The sequence below is a fragment of the Acinetobacter sp. YH12108 genome (genome assembly GCF_013419055.1).
GTDB lineage: Bacteria > Pseudomonadota > Gammaproteobacteria > Pseudomonadales > Moraxellaceae > Acinetobacter.
Genome location: NZ_VPAW01000005.1, coordinates 87,059 through 106,551, shown reverse-complemented (window position 1 = coordinate 106,551; position 19,493 = coordinate 87,059). Strand labels below are relative to the sequence as shown.

The 19,493-nt window shown below is 42.9% G+C and carries 19 protein-coding genes; 7 read left to right on the top strand and 12 right to left on the bottom strand.

What is annotated here, in order from left to right:
- Positions 1-86: 86 nt before the first annotated feature.
- From FTU46_RS04335 to FTU46_RS04320, 4 genes are all read right to left on the bottom strand, one after another.
- Complete coding sequence (locus FTU46_RS04335) at positions 87-704, bottom strand: hypothetical protein (RefSeq protein WP_257224596.1); 618 nt, start codon at positions 702-704, stop codon at positions 87-89.
- An 838-nt stretch (positions 705-1,542) separates the two neighbouring features.
- Complete coding sequence (locus tag FTU46_RS04330; RefSeq protein ID WP_125278450.1) at positions 1,543-2,475, bottom strand: electron transfer flavoprotein subunit alpha/FixB family protein; 933 nt, start codon at positions 2,473-2,475, stop codon at positions 1,543-1,545.
- An 18-nt stretch (positions 2,476-2,493) separates the two neighbouring features.
- A complete protein-coding gene (locus FTU46_RS04325) occupies positions 2,494-3,246 on the bottom strand; it encodes an electron transfer flavoprotein subunit beta/FixA family protein (protein ID WP_159124425.1) in 753 nt (250 codons plus the stop codon).
- 513 nt (positions 3,247-3,759) lie between these two features.
- On the bottom strand, positions 3,760-4,365 hold the full coding sequence (locus FTU46_RS04320) for a LysE family translocator (RefSeq protein ID WP_180104417.1): 606 nt from the start codon (positions 4,363-4,365) through the stop codon (positions 3,760-3,762).
- Positions 4,366-4,478: 113 nt separating this feature from the next.
- Between FTU46_RS04320 and FTU46_RS04315 the strand changes: the two genes are divergently transcribed.
- Entirely contained in the window at positions 4,479-4,973 is a 495-nt protein-coding gene (locus tag FTU46_RS04315) for an Lrp/AsnC family transcriptional regulator (protein WP_005236726.1), read from the top strand.
- A gap of 48 nt (positions 4,974-5,021) precedes the next feature.
- Here the strand turns inward: FTU46_RS04315 and FTU46_RS04310 are convergent, their stop codons facing one another.
- The 7 genes from FTU46_RS04310 to FTU46_RS04280 form a co-directional block, all read right to left on the bottom strand.
- Positions 5,022-5,396, bottom strand: coding sequence for a hypothetical protein (locus FTU46_RS04310; protein WP_180002083.1), 375 nt, complete (start codon positions 5,394-5,396; stop codon positions 5,022-5,024).
- A gap of 207 nt (positions 5,397-5,603) precedes the next feature.
- The gene (xerA, locus tag FTU46_RS04305) at positions 5,604-6,494 is read right to left on the bottom strand and encodes a site-specific tyrosine recombinase/integron integrase (protein ID WP_171069894.1); all 891 of its coding nucleotides are present in this window, start codon (positions 6,492-6,494) and stop codon (positions 5,604-5,606) included.
- A 26-nt stretch (positions 6,495-6,520) separates the two neighbouring features.
- The gene (locus FTU46_RS04300) at positions 6,521-7,138 is read right to left on the bottom strand and encodes an alpha/beta fold hydrolase (RefSeq protein WP_180002084.1); all 618 of its coding nucleotides are present in this window, start codon (positions 7,136-7,138) and stop codon (positions 6,521-6,523) included.
- 95 nt (positions 7,139-7,233) lie between these two features.
- Positions 7,234-8,079: a diaminopimelate epimerase gene (gene dapF, locus FTU46_RS04295; protein WP_004784684.1), complete on the bottom strand. Its 846-nt coding sequence runs from the start codon at positions 8,077-8,079 to the stop codon at positions 7,234-7,236.
- Positions 8,080-8,091: 12 nt separating this feature from the next.
- A complete protein-coding gene (lysA, locus tag FTU46_RS04290) occupies positions 8,092-9,336 on the bottom strand; it encodes a diaminopimelate decarboxylase (protein WP_180104416.1) in 1,245 nt (414 codons plus the stop codon).
- A gap of 24 nt (positions 9,337-9,360) precedes the next feature.
- Positions 9,361-9,594: a lipoprotein gene (locus FTU46_RS04285; protein ID WP_005236736.1), complete on the bottom strand. Its 234-nt coding sequence runs from the start codon at positions 9,592-9,594 to the stop codon at positions 9,361-9,363.
- Positions 9,595-9,725: 131 nt separating this feature from the next.
- Positions 9,726-11,129 (bottom strand): amino acid permease, encoded by a 1,404-nt coding sequence (locus FTU46_RS04280; protein ID WP_159124419.1) that lies wholly within the window; start codon positions 11,127-11,129, stop codon positions 9,726-9,728.
- A gap of 321 nt (positions 11,130-11,450) precedes the next feature.
- Between FTU46_RS04280 and FTU46_RS04275 the strand changes: the two genes are divergently transcribed.
- Positions 11,451-12,797 (top strand): sodium:alanine symporter family protein, encoded by a 1,347-nt coding sequence (locus FTU46_RS04275; protein WP_180104415.1) that lies wholly within the window; start codon positions 11,451-11,453, stop codon positions 12,795-12,797.
- A gap of 72 nt (positions 12,798-12,869) precedes the next feature.
- Here FTU46_RS04275 and FTU46_RS04270 read toward each other — a convergent pair whose 3' ends face one another.
- Positions 12,870-13,301 carry a hypothetical protein gene (locus FTU46_RS04270; protein WP_179992791.1) on the bottom strand — a complete coding sequence of 144 codons (432 nt, stop codon included), beginning with the start codon at positions 13,299-13,301 and terminating at the stop codon, positions 12,870-12,872.
- A gap of 188 nt (positions 13,302-13,489) precedes the next feature.
- On the opposite strand from FTU46_RS04270, the gene radA reads away from it, so the two are divergent.
- From radA to metF, 5 genes are all read left to right on the top strand, one after another.
- Positions 13,490-14,878: a DNA repair protein RadA gene (radA, locus tag FTU46_RS04265; protein WP_180053137.1), complete on the top strand. Its 1,389-nt coding sequence runs from the start codon at positions 13,490-13,492 to the stop codon at positions 14,876-14,878.
- 117 nt (positions 14,879-14,995) lie between these two features.
- Positions 14,996-16,000: a Tim44 domain-containing protein gene (locus tag FTU46_RS04260; protein WP_180104414.1), complete on the top strand. Its 1,005-nt coding sequence runs from the start codon at positions 14,996-14,998 to the stop codon at positions 15,998-16,000.
- 249 nt (positions 16,001-16,249) lie between these two features.
- The gene (locus FTU46_RS04255) at positions 16,250-16,774 is read left to right on the top strand and encodes a tetratricopeptide repeat protein (protein ID WP_179992793.1); all 525 of its coding nucleotides are present in this window, start codon (positions 16,250-16,252) and stop codon (positions 16,772-16,774) included.
- A gap of 306 nt (positions 16,775-17,080) precedes the next feature.
- Entirely contained in the window at positions 17,081-18,463 is a 1,383-nt protein-coding gene (ahcY, locus tag FTU46_RS04250) for an adenosylhomocysteinase (protein ID WP_180002089.1), read from the top strand.
- 184 nt (positions 18,464-18,647) lie between these two features.
- Complete coding sequence (gene metF, locus FTU46_RS04245; RefSeq protein ID WP_005236747.1) at positions 18,648-19,484, top strand: methylenetetrahydrofolate reductase [NAD(P)H]; 837 nt, start codon at positions 18,648-18,650, stop codon at positions 19,482-19,484.
- Positions 19,485-19,493 lie beyond the last annotated feature (9 nt).

Here is a 19,493-nt window from a genome sequence, read left to right as displayed (position 1 = left end):
AAAATTATAAAATCAACAGGCGTAAAAAAAAGATGCTGCAAAAATTTAAGCATCTTTTTTGGGCTTAGAATTGGCTAAAAGTGATCTTAATTAGATACTTTTTTGTAATTCAATACTGCCACAATCAGCAAGATCGGCAGCAGCATCTCTACCCCTTCTTCAATAGTCATAATCATGACTTGTGTTTGGGGCAGCAGTTTTATACTAAACTCTTCACTAAGTGTTGATGTCGTACGGTCTAGTACTTTACTAATCCCACCACAGGCAATCGTCAAAAAGACAAAAAAGTATGCTGTGTTCCAGGTGTTTTTAGCCGTACGCATAGTAGTGATTAACTTTTTCAACAGTATAATGAAAACAAAAGCGATGCCTGACAACAAGATAAATCCAAGCACTTTATCCATCATGGGAATTTCAGCACTGCGATAAAAATTGGTTTTAATAAAACTGACTTCAAACACACGCTTATGAAAATCCATTTCCCGCATTCCCAGCAGAATTGCAGCTACTGCCATAAAAATTCGGGTATTTAACTTGATTTCAATATTGAGCAGACACAAAAGTGCAAGCAAATACCATAACCACGGACTAAGCACCTCAAAAGCGCCTGATTCACTAAATAAGTACCGCGTCACTTCAAGTGGTGCATTCCAGGCAGTATGAATACAGATACTCAGATAAAGAGCAATAAGCAGAAAGCTCATTGACAGGAGACGGCTAGTTTTGGAAAAGAACATGATTCAAAGCAGGAGGAAAAGCAAAGTCGAATTTTATCACTTTTCACCCAAATGAAATAGTCATGATCTGACTGCAAAGTATTTTCCAGCCAGAAAACTGATTTTGTATTTTTCTGAGCAGTATTAAAAATACTTATTCAATAACTCGACCCGTCATCATCGACTCAGCGAATGGATGTTTCCTAATCTTTGTTGATGAATCAGTCCTAGTGCATATCTATGTATGATCCTAAAAAAACTCAGGTTTTCATAGGTAAATTTTTAACCCCAACTGCTTTAATACTTCTGATACGGCAGCACCAATCTAATCAAAAACGTTAAAATCAGCGCAATGACGCCAATGACAAATCCAATAGTAATTATAAATAAGATATATATCACCAGCCCAATGGGATCAGCTGAAGGTCCCTCAAATAGCTAACCTGCCCTGCGATTGAGTATTTCAGTATCAGCGAATGCTGCCAACATAAATAGCATCCCGACATAAGCAAAACAGCCACATATTAAAAAGAAAGCGACTAAACCAAAAGATAGACTTGACTGGATGCAATAGACCAAGCTTCCCAAACTTAGGAGAAAGATGATCAAACCAATAATCAGAATAAAAATACGCTGAAATAAAGGATCATTAAAAATCATATTTTTTCAGGTTGCTGTAAGATTGACATTTATTATCTTATTTAATTTTTTATCATTTTAATTTGTCTCATATGCCTATGAAAATAAATATATTTTAGAAAATATAGACAATAAAAAACGCCTCTTAGCCAAAGACAAGAGGCGTTTTTCGAACCTGATTCAGAAATTAGATTTTAGAAACCAATTCAGGAATTACAGTGTTCAGGTCACCTACTAACCAGTAGTCTGCTACTGCATTAATTGGAGCTTCTTCATCTTTGTTGATCGCAACGATCACTTTAGATTCTTTCATACCTGCCAAGTGCTGGATCGCACCAGAGATACCTACAGCGATGTACAGGTCAGGTGCAACGATCTTACCAGTTTGACCAACCTGCATATCGTTAGGAACGAAACCAGCATCAACTGCAGCACGTGAAGCACCTTGAGCAGCGCCAAGTTTGTCAGCTAGTGGATCAAGGATTTTGTGGTAGTTCTCACCAGAACCTACACCACGACCACCAGAAACGACGATACGAGCAGCTGTCAATTCAGGACGTTCAGATTTAACGATTTCTTCATTAATGAACTTAGAAATACCAGCATCACCAGTAGAAGCAGCAGCTTCAACCGCAGCAGAACCACCTTCAGCAGCAACCGCATCAAATGCAGTACCACGAACAGTTGCAACGATTACTGATTCAGAAGACTCAACAGTTGCAATCGCGTTACCTGCATAGATCGGACGCTTGAATGTATTTGCAGAATCAACAGCGATGATGTCTGTGATCATGCTGACATCAAGAAGTGCAGCAGCGCGTGGCAGAATGTTTTTGCCAGTTGTAGTAGAAGCAGCAAGGATATGGCTATAGCCTTTACCTAATTCTGCAACCAGTTTTGCTACGTTTTCAGCCAGTTGGTTTGCATAAGCAGCGTCATCAGCAAGTAAAACTTTGCTTACACCCGCAACTTTAGCTGCCTGATCAGCAACTGCTTGAGCACCAGAACCAGCAACCAATACAGTGATATCACCACCGATTTTTTGCGCCGCAGCAACAACGTTTAAAGTAGCAGCGTTAAGTGCTTTGTTGTCGTGCTCAGCGATTACTAAAATACTCATGATTTTTATCCTTCTGTATTAGATCACTTTCGCTTCGTTTTTCAATTTTTCTACAAGCTCGTCTACAGACTTCACTTGTACGCCAGCTTTACGCTCTGCAGGAGATTCAACTTTTACTGTTTTCAGTTTAGTTGTAGTAGTTACACCGAAATCTGCAGGTGACTTAGTATCAAGCGGTTTTTTACGCGCTTTCATGATGTTTGGAAGAGCTGCATAACGTGGCTCGTTCAAACGTAAGTCAGTAGTTACGATCGCTGGAAGTGATAATTCAACAGTTTGTAGACCACCGTCGATTTCACGAGTCACTTGTACTTTGTCGCCTTCAACTTTAACTTCTGAAGCGAATGTACCTTGACCTGCACCTAGAAGTGCACCAAGCATCTGACCAACCTGGTTAGAGTCGTCATCAATTGCTTGTTTACCAAGAAGGATCAATTGTGGTTGTTCAGCTTCAACAACACCTTTTAGAATTTTAGCAACTTCTAGCGCACCTAGCTGGCTGTCATCAGCTTCAACCAGAATACCGCGGTCAGCACCAAGCGCCATTGCAGAACGGATTTGTTCTTGCGCTTCTTTAGGACCAATAGAAACAACAACGATTTCTGAAACAGTTCCTTTTTCTTTTAAACGAACCGCTTCTTCCACCGCGATTTCACAGAATGGGTTAATTGACATTTTAACGTTTGTTAAGTCAACACCACTGTTGTCCGGCTTAACGCGAACCTTAACGTTGGCATCAACCACACGTTTTACAGCAACAAGAGCCTTCATGTAATCCTCGGCTGTTTTAGCAAATGTAAATGTTGAGAAAAGTTATAATAACTCTTCACTTAAATTTTTTTAGGTGCCCTATCTTGCAATGTGCACGGCATTTCGGTCAAGTCACAATTCAGCAAAGAGCTGTAAAAATGCGTAATTTTCCTTGAACGATGCGTTCACAATTAATGCGTATCGATTTATTACAATGAATTTTATCAATATTTAATAAAATTTAACCTTTGATTTTTATTATTTTTTTATTTGATGAAACACATCAGAACTTTTGATTTTTGCTTATTAAATGCACAAATCCGTCCTGAGATTTGTGGAAAATGACTTATATTTAAAAATGACCGCTTTGGTCAGTTTGGACATAATAGAGAATTGTTCATCATTTATTCTGCATATCTGCTCAATTTACTCCGCTTTATTTTGTTGGCAGGTCTAAAAATCGGGTTGTCATCAATCTATAAATATAAAAAAAGCATACCGGGAGCAGTATGCTTTTTTAAAATACGCCATTGCTTAATTAATAATTAACCAGCTTGCAGCAAGGGCAAGTAAACCACCTGAGGTGCCATCAACCCATTTCTGTTTACGCTCATCAATTTGTGTATTGCGGATAATTCTGCTGAACAGAATGCTGAGAGCACAATAAACAATGAAAATCATGCCGATAAAAATAAAAGAGAGAATTAAGCCTTGGCTTACAGTATTTCCGCTTTTATCGATAAACTGCGGCAAGATCGCAAAATAGATCAGCATGCCTTTAGGATTGAGTAAGGCCGTAAAGAAGCCTTTTTTCACTGGATTAGCAGTGGTCTTTTTCTCAATTTTCATTGAATTTTTACTAAATACTGATTTCAACAGACTACAAGCCAGATAAAGCAAATAAGCAATACCCAACCAGCGAATCGCCTCAAACAATACCGGAAAAGAGACGATAATCGCTGCGATTCCTAATGCTACCAAAATGGAATGTACCAGATAGCCTGAACAGATCCCGATGGTTGCCATCATGCCTGCTTTTGCATCTTTACCCATCACTTGAGACAGGATAAACAGCATATCTGGTCCAGGTGTAAAAATCAGGGGGAGCACGGTCAGTGCAAAAAGTGCAAATACAGACATTTCCTTTTTCCTTTGAATCTTCGGAAAGTGAAATTAGTATCTGCGAATTTTTACAAAATAGGCTTTCAATTTATTTTATAATAAGTATTATTTTTCGAATTATATTCTAATTTATGAAAATATCTTCCAAGTCTGTGCGAGTAAAACTTGATCGAATTGATAAAAATATCATTCATCACTTGCAAGCCAATGGTCGTATTCAGAACAACGATCTGGCACGTGAAATTGGACTATCCCCTTCTTCCTGTCTGCGTCGAGTGAAATTGCTTGAAGATGCGGGCGTGATCCAGAATTACACCACCATCGTTGATTCACAGAAAATTGGTTTTCAACTGATTCTATTTTCACGGATCTGGCTGGTCGGTCAGGATGCAGAAACCATTGATACTTTTATCGAGGCGATGAAAGAACTGCCTCAAGTGATGGAGTGCTATATCATTCTGGGTGAATGTGATGCGATGTTAAAAGTTGTGGTGCCTGATCTGGAAAGTTACCGCAAATTCCAGTCCACACATTTGACCAAGAAAAATGGCATTACCAGTGTCAAAACAGATTTACCCAGCCAGATTATCAAGCAAAGTTTTCAGTTACCCTTGGATGACTTATAAAATATTTTAGCAATAAAAAAGGATGACCTTAGTCATCCTTCATGTTCATTAAACTTGCAGAAAGTCACGATGCACATGACTCAGTTCAATCAGTTCATAAGACTTCAGATCAAAAATATTCCAGATTTCGAGCGCATCTTCTTTTAGGTCAACAGCTTTACTGGCTCGCTGCGTGGTCTGCCATTGCAGATCAGAAATCCATAGATAATACTGGTCTGTCTCAGGATTATAAGCCTGTATTTTCCCTTCCGCATTAATCCCTTGCACAATTGCCCCTTCAGGGAGAACGGCTTCAATAGTGGGCAAGCTAATCTCAACAAAATGTTTGATCTGGCGTAAACCATAACCCGCGAACATGTCTTTTTGAGCTGGGCTTAACTGCGCATACTTTTGTTGTATATCCGGGATAATTGCTGTGTCCATAAAAATTCCAGTATCGAGATCGCTGATTTTCTTTTAAAAATTGATTACTATTTATACTTATATCCGAAAACAGCCATTTGAAAAATAAGACAATAGTGAAATATCTTTCTAACAGTCTGTTCAGGTCATATTTTGAGCATGATACATGAAAGTTTTGTGCCATGAATCCTAATCATCCGACAAGCGGAAGAAAACTTTATATTTTTCCTATTCTTTATGCTGTGCCCGCGGATGCGCCTGATCATAAATCTGCGCAAGTCGATCAAAATCAATATGAGTATAAATTTGTGTAGTACTCAAATTGCTATGCCCCAACATTTCCTGAACGGCACGAAGATCACCGCTATTCGACAGCATATGACTGGCAAAACAATGCCGCAATAAATGCGGATGCAGGTCAACATTAACCCCTGCACGCTGCGCCTGAAACTTGACCCGGTTTTCAATTTGCCGTGCACCGAGCGGATTGCCTTTTTGGGTGATAAATACATTCGCGTCAGGTACAAAATCACCATTCCAGAGCGGATAAATTTTTAGCCATTCCATCAGACTGTCTTTGGCTTTTGAACCAAAAGGCACTACCCGGGTTTTATTGCCTTTACCAGTAATACGCAAGAGCTGACGATTAAAATCAACATCCTTGATTCTTAAGCTCTGAATTTCTGCCAAACGTAAACCACTGGAATAGAGTAATTCCAGAATCGCCTTGTCTCTCAACCACATTTGCTGCTGCGCTTCGGTTTCTGGAGCCGGCTGGTCCAGAATCTGGTTCACAGTTTCAATATCGACCATACCCGGCAAAGGACGTGACTGACGTTTCAACTGAAAATCATCAGCCGGATTAAATGCCAGATACTGCGCCTGCTCTGCCCATTTCATGAACTGGCGAATCGAAGAGAGCATCCGCTGCAAGCTACTCGAACTTAATCCGTGCTGCTCGACTTTTTCAGCCAGAAATTGACGTAAATCCGTGGCTTCCACATCATTGAGCGCCAGTTGCTGTACTGCGCAGAACTCCAGAAAATCAGCCACATCACGTTCATAGGCCTGCAAGGTATGTTTAGACTGGTTCTGGATCTCACGTTCTTTGAGCCAGATTCCGAGCAAGTCTTTTGCAGAAAGCTTTACTTGCTCCATTCAATTGACTCCAGCCAGGCTTCAATCAGTTCTGCGGTCTGTACCGGATGAGTCGCCGCAAAGAAATGATCCCCGTTTTGAATTATATGCAGGTTTGCATGTTTCAAATTTTGCATTAAGCATTGCCCCACCTGAACGGTACTTAAAGAGTCTTGATCACCCCAGATCAATAGAACAGGAATCTCAAGATTGCTTAATTGCTCCAGACTAAACACGGTTTGATCTTGTAAAAACCAGTCAGGAACAGCCTTAAACTGCTCGCGATAATCTATCCGCCAGTCAGCACAACCGAACTGTGATAGATCCACACCACCAGAAGTTGCCAGTAACACCAGTCCTTTGACTTTCTGTGGATGATGTAGTGCAATTCCAACTGCAAGAACTCCCCCCATGGACTGGGCAACCAGAATCGAATCATCCTCAATCTGCTCTGTGATGAGTTCCTGCAGATCATGAAGATTTTGAATAGTTGAATTTGGTTCTACCCCATCGAAGCCCGGATATGTCAATATTTTTGTAGATTGATCTGTTTTTAAATGAGCTAACAACGGCTGCCAAAAGCCTTGGCTGCCTGATGCACCCGGTAAAAACACAAGCTGATTCATAGAGCTGTTGTGATATCAATTAAATATGGAATTCATCCTATCATAAAAAAAGCACCGTACTATGTGCGGTGCTTTTTAGAGAAATAAATGTGGGATTAACCCTGGAAGTAGCGCAAGTCCAGTCGACCTTCATAAACATTGGCGGTTGGACCTGTCATCCAGACTACATCACCTTCTTTCCATTCAATCTGCAATTTACCACCCGCAAGTTCAATTTCAACCTTGCTAGATAACAAACCGCGGCGCATACCAGACACTGCTGCAGCACAAGCCCCTGTACCACAAGCCAGTGTTTCACCGACACCACGCTCATAAACACGTAAACGAGCATGCTTTTCATCAATGATCTGCATAAATCCAGCATTAACGCGTGCCGGGAAACGCACATGAGATTCCACCTGTGGACCAATTTTAGCCACATCAGCAGTCAACACATCCGGAACAATCGTCACTGCATGTGGATTACCCATATTCACCACATCAATCGTCAGTTTCTCACCACCCGCCAGATCGATGTCATACAGATTTTCCGGTTCTTCAGCCACGAATGGAATTTCCTGAGGTAGGAATTTTGGATAACCCATATTCACTCGTACCCAGCCATTGGCACCAAGTTCAGGTTCCACGATTCCAGCTTTGGTCTGTACCTTGATTTTGGTTTTAGTCGTTAATTGACGTTCATGCACGAAACGGGCAAAACAGCGCACACCATTACCGCACTGCTCAACTTCAGAACCATCCGCATTAAAAATACGGTATTTAAAATCTGCACTTGGAATATCAGGCGGTTCAACAATCAAGAGCTGGTCAAAACCCACACCAAAGTTACGATTTGCCAAGCGCTGAATAGTGAGAGTATCCAGATAAGCACGCTGGCTAATCAGGTCTACCACCATAAAATCATTGCCCAGGCCATGCATCTTGGTAAATTCAAGCAACATTATTCAGTCTCCTTAAGGCAATAAACGCTCACGTTCCCAAAGTGATTCAACCGTTTCACGCTCACGAATCAGATGCGCCTGATCACCATCCACCATCACTTCAGCAGCACGGCCACGACTGTTATAGTTTGAACTCATTACGAAACCATATGCACCAGCCCCAAGAACTGCTAGTACATCATTTTCTTTAATGGCAAGCTCGCGTTCTTTGCCCAGGAAATCGCCTGTTTCACAGATCGCGCCCACCACATCCCATTCTTTTGTTTCCACATCTGTACGCGGTGTCACAGACTGAATATCCATCCATGCTTCATATAAAGCTGGACGAATCAGGTCATTCATCGCGGCATCAATGATGGCAAAGTTACGGTGATTGGTTGGTTTCAGCAGATCCACTTTGGTCAGTAAAACACCTGCATTGGCAGAGATACTACGACCCGGCTCCATATAAACTTTCAGGCCCAGTTTTTCTAAAGCCGGACGCATGGCATTGGCATATTCTTCAACCGATGGGGGTGTTTCATCTTTATATGTCACACCCAGACCACCACCAATATCGATGTGTTTCAGGTTGATGCCCATGTCTTTCAGCTTGTCGATCATCACAATGACACGATCCAGCGCATCAACAAACGGCTGAGTTTCAGTCAACTGCGAACCGATATGACAGTCAATCCCGACCACTTCAAGATTTGGCAATGATGCTGCATAAGCATAGGTATCAAATACGCTATCTGATGGAATACCAAATTTGTTTTCTTTTAAACCAGTGGAAATATATGGATGAGTCTTGGCATCAACATCCGGATTAACACGCAGTGAAATAGGTGCTTTTTTACCAAGTTCCGCAGCTACTTTCTGAATACGATCCAGCTCGGCATAAGATTCCACATTAAAGCAGGCAATGCCGACTTCCAGCGCTTTCTTGATATCTGCTTCAGATTTACCCAGGCCTGAGAATACGATTTTTGAAGGCTCACCACCGGCTTTCAAGACACGAGCCAGTTCACCACCAGTCACGATATCGAAACCAGCACCCTGCTTGGCCAATACATTCAATACCGCAAGATTAGAGTTTGACTTTACCGCAAAACAGATTTGATGATCGATAAAGCTAAAAGCACGGTCCATATCCAGATAATGCTTTTCAAAAGTTGCTTTTGAATAAACATAAAGTGGTGTGCCAAATTGCTCTGCGAGCTGTTGCAGTGAACATTGCTCAGCATGCAATACCCCATTAATGCGGGTGAAACTCATGAATGTATCCTTTCTCTGAAAGTCTTAAGGAGATGGTGTTGAATCGGATTCAGCGGGCGCTTCAAATTGCTGCTTGACCGGCGCATCCTGTTGTTCATCTGATACTTGCGGTGCAGATTCAGTATTTTTATAGAGTAAATACTTGGCACGTTTATCGTAGTTTGGATCATTTGGAAGATGTAAAGCTCCCGACTGACCACAACCGACCAAGGCAAAACCGACTGTAATTAAACTGATGTAGCAAATGACCTGACGCATCTGACCACCTATATGAGTATTTTCGATGAAGTATAACGCGATCATCCGTATGACCAAAGCGCTAAACGCTAGAGAGTATATTCAGACATAAAAAAACGCCAGCAGATCGCTGACGTTTTTATTGATATGGATTATTTATGTTTCTGTTTATATAAGCCTAAATATCCAATAATCAGCAAAATGAACCACACCGGGCTGACCATCAAGGCACGACGGGTATCATCTTCCAGCGACAACACACCAATCATGCCGACAAAGAAAATAATCACGATCCAGCAAGTCACCAACCCACCAGGCAACTTGAATATGGATTTAGCATGCAATTCCGGACGGGTACGGTAATAGATCATGTAGCTCCAGATAATGATCAGCCATACACAGATAAACAGAATAGTCGACAAAGTTGTTGCTAAGGTAAATGCTTCAACCGTATTCGGCACGAAGTATTGTAATGCTGCACCGAGCAATAAACAGATCGCTGAGAAATACAAAGCATTCGCTGGAACGGCGCGCGAATTCAAACGACCAAATGCTTTCGGTGCCTGTTCTTCACGAGACAAACCAAACAGCATACGGCTGGTTGAGAACACCCCACTGTTCATCGATGACATTACTGATGACAACACCACCAGGTTCATGATGATCGCGGCCGCCGCAATACCTGCTTGACTGAACAGATTCACAAACGGAGAAACATTTGGATTGATCTGATCCCATGGTGTTACTGACATCACAATGATCAGAGCCAGCACATAGAAAATAATAATACGGATCGGAATCGAGTTCACCGCTTTCGGCAAGTTACGCTCTGGATCTTTGGTTTCAGCAGCCGTAGTACCAACCAGCTCTACACCTACAAAGGCGAAAATCGCAATCTGGAAACCAGCCAGGAAACCCATAGTTCCTGTCGGGAATAAACCGCCATGATCCCAGATATGGGCAAATGAAGCGACCGTACCTGCATCATTAGTAAAGCCAGTAAAGATCATCCACAAACCCACACCAATCAAAACAATAATGGCGATAATCTTGATCAAAGCAAACCAGAATTCCATTTCACCAAACAGTTTCACGGTTGCCAGGTTCAAGCCCATAATAAAGACAATAGAGGCAATACTGATCAACACGCCTTCACCCGGAGTAAATGGCAGACCGTTATTAAAGAATTGCAGGTAATAGATAATGGCTGACAGATCCGCGATACCAATCGTGATCCAGCATAACCAGTAGGTCCAGCCGACAAAATAACCTGCCCATGGCCCGATCAGATCGGTGGCAAAATCGATGAAAGATTTATATTGCAGATTGGATAACAGTAATTCACCCAACGCGCGCATGACTAGAAACACCATAAAACCGATGATCATATAGATCACCAGAATGGATGGTCCTGCCAGGCTAATGGTTTTACCTGAACCCATAAACAGGCCGGTGCCAATCGCACCCCCAATGGCAATTAACTGCAGGTGCCGATTGGATAAACTACGCTGTAGCTCACCATCTTCCGATGATGAGTGACTATATTTTTCTGACATTATTTCATTTCAACTTTGAGTTTTAATCGCGACAAATTAACGTAAAAAACCCGGAATACAAAAAGAAAATTCGCATCATTTGTATTTTCCAACTAATCTTGCAAGTTAATTTATTTTTCTTATATCAATATTCATTTATCTTTAGTCTTAGTTTTAAGGCGCAATGAATACAGGATTTTTCTTGTCAAAGCGCTGAAACTATGTAAAAAATAGAATACAAATCCGCCAATATTCGCGTTTAGGATGAGCGCGCATGGCATAGCAATTGCTTTTCAATCAACATCTCAAATAAAGCTGACACGGATAAATAAGAAGAAATTTATGCAAAATTTACAAAGCATCATGGAAACCGTCAGTGGCTGGGTCTGGGGCCCATATATGCTGGTCCTCATTGTCGGTACCGGTATATTCCTGACCTTCCGCCTGCTGTTCTGGCAGTTCCGCATGTTGCCACTGGCCTTTAAACAGGTTTTTGGCAAACACCCTTCGCATGAAGGCGATATTTCCCAGTTTGGCTCACTCATGACCGCACTGTCAGCTACCATCGGTACCGGTAATATTGCCGGTGTCGCAACTGCCTGTGTACTGGGTGGTCCTGGGGCCGTATTCTGGATGTGGATGACTGCCCTGTTCGGAATGGCAACCAAATATGGCGAAGGTGTACTGGCCGTCAAATACCGGGTTAAAAATGAACGCGGTGAAATGTCTGGCGGTCCAATGTATTACATTGAGCGTGGCCTGAAATGGAAATGGCTGGCGCTGATTTTTGCGTTCTTTGGTGCTGTCGCATCTTTCGGAATTGGTAGTTCAGTTCAGTCCAACACTGTTGCACTCGCGGTAGAAAATGGTTTCGGTCTGGAAACCTGGGTTACAGGGATCGTGATCACTGCGTTTTCTGCACTGGTAATTCTAGGCGGGATTAAGTGGATTTCTAGAGCTGCTTCCTTCATCGTTCCAATTATGGCGATTGGTTATGTGGCGGGCGGTCTGATCATTATTTTCACCCATCTCGATTTAGTGGGTCCTGCACTAAAAATGATTTTCACCTATGCTTTTACTGGTGAAGCTGCCGTAGGTGGTGCGATTGGTGCGGCGATTCGTTATGGTGTCGCGCGTGGTGTATTCTCAAATGAAGCTGGTATGGGTTCAGCACCGATTGCCGCAGCTGCTGCAAAAACCGATCACCCTGCACGTCAAGGCTTGGTTTCCATGACCGGAACCTTTATTGACACGATTATTGTCTGTTCGATTACCGGTATTGTCCTAGTGATGGGCTTCATCATGGCCGGCAGTGATTTTGGTGGACAAACCGGTGCTGTTCTGACCGTTTCTACATTTAACAAACTGCTGCCAGGTGTTGGTGGCTGGATTGTGACCTTCGGCATTATCTTCTTCGCCTATTCCACCATTTTAGGCTGGAGCTACTACGGGGAAAAATGTGCCACTTATCTGCTCGGTGAGAAATTTGTATTCCCTTATCGCATCATCTATATCCTGTCAGTATTTATTGGCTGTGTCGCGACACTAGATCTGGTCTGGCTGTTTGCAGATACCTTCAACGGTTTGATGGCGATTCCAAACTTGATCGGCCTGTTACTACTGTCTGGAGTGATCGCGAAAGAATCCAAAGATTTTATTGCTCGCCGTAAATCAGGTGAACTGTATTAATCAAATTTAAAACCCTTAATAAAAAGGCCACGTTCATCGTGGCTTTTTTATTATTTAAGTTTGCTAAAAATATCAGTTCACACGGCCAGAAAATTCATCGTCATCATCATGAGCTTGATTTAGATTTAAGAACTCTTCACGGTCTGCTTCAATTTCCAGCGCAGTTTCTAGAGATAATACAAAGAACAGCACTCCCGGAATCTTCATCTCCCCTTCGGCATCTTCCAGATGTTCACTGACCATTTGGTAAACCGGATGGGCTTCATCAAATGGCACATCGATATAAAGATCACCTGAATAACTTTCAATTACGCCAGGCTGTTCTATCCCCATACAGGGTGCAAAGTTAATTTGGCGTTGCTCCAGCCATTCCACTAGGTTCTGCCGCAAATGATAGGACTCAGCATCTGCATTTTCATGTTCGTAATTTTCAAAATGTACAAATAATACATCACGGTCTTTTTCACGTGCGATCGCATCGATATGTTTTAAAAGTTGTGGCATGTCAGGATTCCTGTACCCGTGATGAATTTTCTCATTATAGAAGGTATTTCACTTTCATGTAGAAAGGTAAATTCATATGCGTCATATGCTGACGTAAATCACTGACTTTTTCAGCCAAAGGTCTTGGTTTTCAGTCTCATTCACCGCTATGCTGTAGCCCCCATTCCCAATATTTATTTTCGGAAATTATGGCTAAAGCAAAAAGTGTGTATCGTTGTGAACAATGTGGAGCAGACCATCCTAAATGGGCGGGTCAGTGTTCTGAATGTGGGGAATGGAACAGTCTGGTAGAAGTCAGTATTGCGCCTGCAACGACACATCGTGCTCAGCCAAAAATTGGAGGTTATGCCGGTCAGGCAGCAGCGATTACCACCTTAAACAAAGTCTCCGTTTCACATGAAACCCGGTTGCAAACCGGGATTGGTGAGTTTGACCGAGTCTTAGGCGGTGGTCTCGTTACAGGTTCTGTGGTGCTGATTGGTGGTGACCCGGGGATTGGTAAGTCAACTATCCTATTGCAAACCGCAACCCATATGGCAGCAGGCAATAGCTCTGCCCTGTATGTGACAGGTGAAGAATCTTTATCTCAGGTGGCATTACGCGCCCAGCGTCTGGACTTACCAACTAACCAACTGAAAGTCATGGCAGAAACCTGTGTGGAGCGCATTTGCGAGGTGCTTGCACAGGAACGTCCTGCTGTTGCGATTTTGGACTCGATTCAGACTTTATATACCGAAACCTTGCAGTCTGCACCAGGTGGTGTGTCACAGATTCGTGAATCTGCAGCCCTACTGACCCGTTTCGCCAAAAATAGCGGCACTGCCCTGTTTATTGTCGGTCATGTGACTAAAGAAGGTGCCTTAGCAGGTCCGCGTGTACTGGAACATATGGTGGACTGTGTGCTGTATTTTGAAGGCCAGTCGGATTCTCGTTACCGTATGATCCGCGCAGTCAAAAACCGTTTCGGTGCAGTCAATGAACTTGGCGTCTTTGGCATGACCGATAAAGGTCTGCGTGAAGTCGCCAATCCATCTGCCATTTTCCTCAGTCGTTATGATGAAGCGATTCCAGGTTCCATCGTTATGATCAGCCGTGAAGGGACTCGCCCACTTTTGGTTGAAGTTCAGGCTTTGGTCGATGATGCCCATGGTCAGCCACGCCGTGTAGCCTTAGGTCTAGAACAAAACCGTCTGAATATGCTACTGGCTGTAATGCATCGTCATGGTGGCGTACAAACATCCGGTCAGGATGTCTATGTCAATATCGTCGGTGGTTTAAAGATTACCGAAACTGGTTCTGACCTGGCTGTACTTTTAGCCTGTGCATCCAGTATTCGGACTAAAGCCTTGCCTCAGCAACTCGCTGTTTTTGGTGAGGTTGGTCTTTCTGGTGAAATTCGTCCGGTGCCGAATGGTCAGGAGCGTCTGAAGGAAGCCGTTAAACACGGTTTTAAATATATTATTTTGCCGCGTGCCAATGCACCGCAAAAACCGATTCCCGGCGTGCAGGTCATTGCTGTAGCCCGATTGCATGAAGCCCTGAGTGAAGCAATGAGCCTAAGTGACGAACTCAATTAGTTTTAATTGATAAATCTTGCGAAAAGCCTAAAAAAATACACATTTTTGATTGAAATCCCCTATAAAGCCTATATAAATAGAGTATTCAAATAAGTTTTTTTCACATAGGAAAATTGAATGGAAGTTCGACAGCGTGGTTTGGTTGCAGGTCTTTTAACAGCAGCATTACTGGTTGCTCCTTTAACTGCTGAAGCAAAACGTGCCGGTGGCGGTAAAAGCCATGGTATGCAACGTTCTGCTGCGCCTACTCAATCTTATCAACAACCTCGTCAAGCTGCGCCAGCACAACAGGCTCCAGCCGCTGGTGCTGCAACTCAGCAAAGATCTGGTCCAGGTGTAGGTAGTATGGTTGCTGCCGGTGTAGCAGGTGCTGCAGTGGGTGCAGTTGCTGCCAATGCGCTGGCTGATGACAAAGAAGTACAAGCAGCTTCTGAAGCTCAAGCAGCTCAACAGCAACAAGAGGAAAAAGGTGGTATTCCTGGCTGGATCTGGATCTTGCTTGCTGCCGCTGTTGCCTTCTTCATTTTCCGTAAGATGGGCGCAAAAAAAAAAGTAGCTTCTAATCCATACGCTCCAAATAGTGGTGCTGGTCATTCAGCACCATTTGGTCAGACACCTCCTCGCGGTGGTGACAACACCAATATTTTTGGTCAGAACGTGGGTGGTAGCACACCAAGTACAAATGCTCCGTTTGGTTCAGCTCCGGTAAATAACGCGCCATTTGGTGCAGCCTATACTAATAGCGGCAACCAGCTTCCAGATGGAACAGAACCTGCGACTTTCTTACGTGTTGCACGTCAGCGCTTCAACCACATTCAGTCAATGAATACGGCGAGCAACATTTCAGAAATTAAACGTTACCTGACCCCTGATCTTTACCAGTCGATGTATAACGATATTATGGCAAATCAGGATCAGGACGTAGCTGAGTTCTCTAACCTGAATGCAATGGTTGTGGATTCATCGAATGAGAATGGTCAATACGTAGTAAGCGTACGCTTCACTGGTACTGTAAGTGAAGACTTGAATAGCCAACCTCAACCGTTTGCTGAAATCTGGCACTTTGTCAAACCTGCCGGTTCTCAACAAGATTGGGTGGTTGCAGGAATCCAGCAAGACTAAATTCTTATCTCATTAATCGTATATCAACAGCGGCTTTCGGGCCGCTGTTTTGCTTTCTGAATCATTGAAAACTATTTAAATTTATTCTTGCTCTCTTTCTATTCATTTTATTGTTATTCTCCTAAACAAATAGCTTAGTTTGCGTGTTTTAAGCGCTTTCAGTCGACTTTTATACAAAAGCCAGTTTTCGGATTGGCTTTTTTATTTTGAACCTTTTAATCTAAATACAAATATATTTGAGATACTGACATGACTGAGCGTGTTTCTCCCCCTGCCACGCTGGCAAACCGCGCACTGGCAGGCAATGCCGAAGCCCAATTTGAGCTTGCCGAGCTCTATATGCAAAGCGAGCATGACGAAGACATCATGCTGGCCGAAGAGTGGGCATTGAAAGCAGCCAATGGTGGCTGGGTTGAAGCCATGTACTGGCTCGGTGAGGGTTATACGGTTTATGCCAAAGAAATCGCTGAGGAAGACCCAGAAGATTCTAAAGCTCACTTTGAGTTAGCCTATTACTGGTTGAGTAAAGCCAATTTCGAAAAACACCCTGCAGCGACTTTAGAACTGGCTGGTTTTTACCGTCGTGGTGATGTGGTCGAAAAAGATGTTGAAAAATCTATCGCTCTTGTAAAGCAAGCAGCTGAATGGGGTGAAGTTCAAGCCATGCGTGATCTTGCCTTTATTTATGCCAATGGTCTTGGTGTGGCCGCTGATGACATACAGGCAGATTACTGGACTAAGAAAGCAGATGAAATTGAGCAGGACATAGAATAAATAACAAGCCCGTCAGATGATGGGCTTTTTTACGAGAATAAAACTTTATTTCAGTTTTCAAATATCAGGATATTTCTCAAAATATTTTCAAAATTTTATTATTAGTCAGATAATAAACAATTTCGGATTGGAACCAAATTAATTTCCAAGTACAATACCTCGCTAGTCGAGGGATGCTGCGACGTTTTACAGGTACGAAATGTAAAAGCGCCAGGCTCGACGATCGGTCCAACTTTTTCTAGACAGACCAACAACGGCATCCGCGAACTGAATGATCAATTATTGTTTTTTTATAAGGAGATCGTGATGAACGCGGTTAATGCTTCATTTACAGATTATAAAGTTGCTGATATTTCCCTAGCTGACTACGGCCGTAAAGAAATCAAACTTGCAGAAGCTGAAATGCCAGCCCTAATGGGTCTGCGTAAACGCTACTCAGCTGCTAAACCGCTAGCTGGTGCCAAAATTCTTGGCTGTATCCACATGACTATTCAAACTGCGGTTTTAATTGAAACTCTGGTTGAATTAGGCGCTGAAGTTCGTTGGACTTCTTGTAACATCTTTTCTACTCAAGACCATGCTGCTGCTGCAATCGCTGCACGTGGTATTCCTGTATTTGCATGGAAAGGCGAAACAGAAGAAGAATACATGTGGTGTCTTGAGCAACAGATCAATGTGAACGGCAAACCTTGGGATGCCAACATGATTCTGGATGATGGTGGTGACTTGACAGCTGTTGTTCACGAAAAATATCCTGAACTGATTGCAAAAATCCACGGTATTACTGAAGAAACCACTACAGGTGTAGCGCGTCTTCTGGAAATGTGGAAAGATGGCTCTCTGAAAGTTCCAGCGATTAACGTCAACGATTCAGTAACCAAGTCTAAAAACGATAACAAATACGGTTGCCGTCACTCTCTAAATGATGCGATCAAACGTGCAACTGACATGCTGCTTTCTGGCCGTCGTGCGTTAGTGATCGGCTATGGTGACGTAGGTAAAGGTTCTGCTCAGTCTCTTCGTCAAGAAGGCATGATCGTACGTGTATCTGAAATCGATCCAATCTGTGCGATGCAAGCATGCATGGACGGTTATGAAGTGGTTTCTCCATACAAAAACGGCGTTCAAACTGGCAAAAAAGAAGATGTGAACGTTGATCTTCTTCAAAATACCGACCTGATCGTGACTACCACTGGTAACTACCACGTATGTGACGCTGCAATGTTGGATACACTGAAAGCTGGTGCAGTAGTTTGTAACATCGGTCACTTCGACACTGAAATCGATACCAACTACCTACGTAGTTATAAATGGGTTGAAGTGAAACCTCAAGTACACCAAGTATATCGTTCAGAAAATGAAAATGATTACCTGATCCTGCTTTCTGAAGGTCGTCTGGTAAACCTGGGTAATGCAACTGGTCACCCATCACGTGTGATGGACGGTTCTTTTGCAAACCAGGTTCTAGGTCAAATGCACTTGTTCGCTGAGAAATTTGCGGATCTTCCAGAAGATCAAAAACAAGCAGCGATTCGTGTAGAACTGCTTCCTAAGAAATTAGACGAAGAAGTTGCTGCTGCAATGGTTGCCGGTTTCGGTGGTGTTCTGACTCAATTGACTCCAGAACAGGCAGACTACCTAGGTGTACCTGTTGAAGGTCCATTCAAGTCTGATGCTTATAAATACTAATTTTTGATTTCCACCTCACCCCGGCCCTCTCCTGAGCGTGCTTCAAGCACTGCTTTGAAGCTCAGCGCAAGAGAGGGAACATTCATTACCAAATGTATGTCATCGAGGGTAAGTCCTCTCCTTCCAGGAGAGGATTTAGGAGAGGTCAAACTAATTAAAAAGTATTTATAAAAAGGATTTGAACATGTCTAAACAGATTCCAATTTCTTTTGAGTTTTTCCCGACCAAAACCGATGCGGGTGCAGAAAAACTTAAAACCGTACATCAAGAACTACAACTGCTGAACCCAGAATTCTTTTCTGTGACGTATGGCGCGGGTGGTTCAACACGCGAACGTACTTTATCTACGATCAATGACTTTAATGGTAAAGGTACCCCCGTTGCCCCTCACCTGTCTTGTATCGGTGATGACAAAGCGCGTATCGCTGAACTGCTTGATTTGTATAAGGCACAAGGAATTAACCGTATTGTCGCGCTGCGTGGTGACTTGCCATCTGGTCAGGTGGGCCTGGGTGAATTGCCTTATGCACAGGATCTGGTTCGCTTTATCCGTGAACATTCAGGTGACCACTTCCATATTGAAGTTGCCGCTTATCCTGAAATGCATCCACAAGCAGACAGCTTTGATAAAGATATTCAGCACTTTGTGGATAAGGTAAATGCAGGTGCCAATGCGGCATTAACGCAATTCTTCTTTAATCCGGATGCTTATTTCTACTTTGTAGAACGTATCCAGAAAGCTGGCATTGATATTCCAGTAGCGCCAGGTATCATGCCAATTACCAATGCCAGCAACCTGATTCGCTTCGCAGATGGTACAGGTGCTGAAATTCCACGCTGGATTCGCAAGCAACTAGCAACTTATGGTGATGACACTGCAAGTATCAAAGCCTTTGGTCATGAAGTTGTGGTGAAATTCTGCGAACGCCTGATTGCTGGCGGTGCACCAAGCCTGCATTTCTACACCATGAATACCACTGATCCAACCCGTCAACTTGTTAAAGACCTCGGTCTTGCATAAGTAAAATAC

What these genes read in the sequence shown, in the direction of transcription:
- FTU46_RS04270 (WP_179992791.1), bottom strand. Translation starts at nt 13,301, where the DNA reads ATGCCACAACTTTTAAAACATATCGATGCGATCGCACGTGAAAAAGAC.
- FTU46_RS04285 (WP_005236736.1), bottom strand. Translation starts at nt 9,594, where the DNA reads ATGCGTCAGGTCATTTGCTACATCAGTTTAATTACAGTCGGTTTTGCC.
- ahcY (WP_180002089.1), top strand. Translation starts at nt 17,081, where the DNA reads ATGAACGCGGTTAATGCTTCATTTACAGATTATAAAGTTGCTGATATT.
- FTU46_RS04310 (WP_180002083.1), bottom strand. Translation starts at nt 5,396, where the DNA reads ATGGACACAGCAATTATCCCGGATATACAACAAAAGTATGCGCAGTTA.
- FTU46_RS04300 (WP_180002084.1), bottom strand. Translation starts at nt 7,138, where the DNA reads ATGAATCAGCTTGTGTTTTTACCGGGTGCATCAGGCAGCCAAGGCTTT.
- FTU46_RS04325 (WP_159124425.1), bottom strand. Translation starts at nt 3,246, where the DNA reads ATGAAGGCTCTTGTTGCTGTAAAACGTGTGGTTGATGCCAACGTTAAG.
- dapF (WP_004784684.1), bottom strand. Translation starts at nt 8,079, where the DNA reads ATGTTGCTTGAATTTACCAAGATGCATGGCCTGGGCAATGATTTTATG.
- FTU46_RS04315 (WP_005236726.1), top strand. Translation starts at nt 4,479, where the DNA reads ATGAAAATATCTTCCAAGTCTGTGCGAGTAAAACTTGATCGAATTGAT.
- FTU46_RS04255 (WP_179992793.1), top strand. Translation starts at nt 16,250, where the DNA reads ATGACTGAGCGTGTTTCTCCCCCTGCCACGCTGGCAAACCGCGCACTG.
- metF (WP_005236747.1), top strand. Translation starts at nt 18,648, where the DNA reads ATGTCTAAACAGATTCCAATTTCTTTTGAGTTTTTCCCGACCAAAACC.
- FTU46_RS04280 (WP_159124419.1), bottom strand. Translation starts at nt 11,129, where the DNA reads ATGTCAGAAAAATATAGTCACTCATCATCGGAAGATGGTGAGCTACAG.
- FTU46_RS04330 (WP_125278450.1), bottom strand. Translation starts at nt 2,475, where the DNA reads ATGAGTATTTTAGTAATCGCTGAGCACGACAACAAAGCACTTAACGCT.
- FTU46_RS04320 (WP_180104417.1), bottom strand. Translation starts at nt 4,365, where the DNA reads ATGTCTGTATTTGCACTTTTTGCACTGACCGTGCTCCCCCTGATTTTT.
- FTU46_RS04335 (WP_257224596.1), bottom strand. Translation starts at nt 704, where the DNA reads ATGAGCTTTCTGCTTATTGCTCTTTATCTGAGTATCTGTATTCATACT.
- radA (WP_180053137.1), top strand. Translation starts at nt 13,490, where the DNA reads ATGGCTAAAGCAAAAAGTGTGTATCGTTGTGAACAATGTGGAGCAGAC.
- FTU46_RS04275 (WP_180104415.1), top strand. Translation starts at nt 11,451, where the DNA reads ATGCAAAATTTACAAAGCATCATGGAAACCGTCAGTGGCTGGGTCTGG.
- FTU46_RS04260 (WP_180104414.1), top strand. Translation starts at nt 14,996, where the DNA reads ATGGAAGTTCGACAGCGTGGTTTGGTTGCAGGTCTTTTAACAGCAGCA.
- lysA (WP_180104416.1), bottom strand. Translation starts at nt 9,336, where the DNA reads ATGAGTTTCACCCGCATTAATGGGGTATTGCATGCTGAGCAATGTTCA.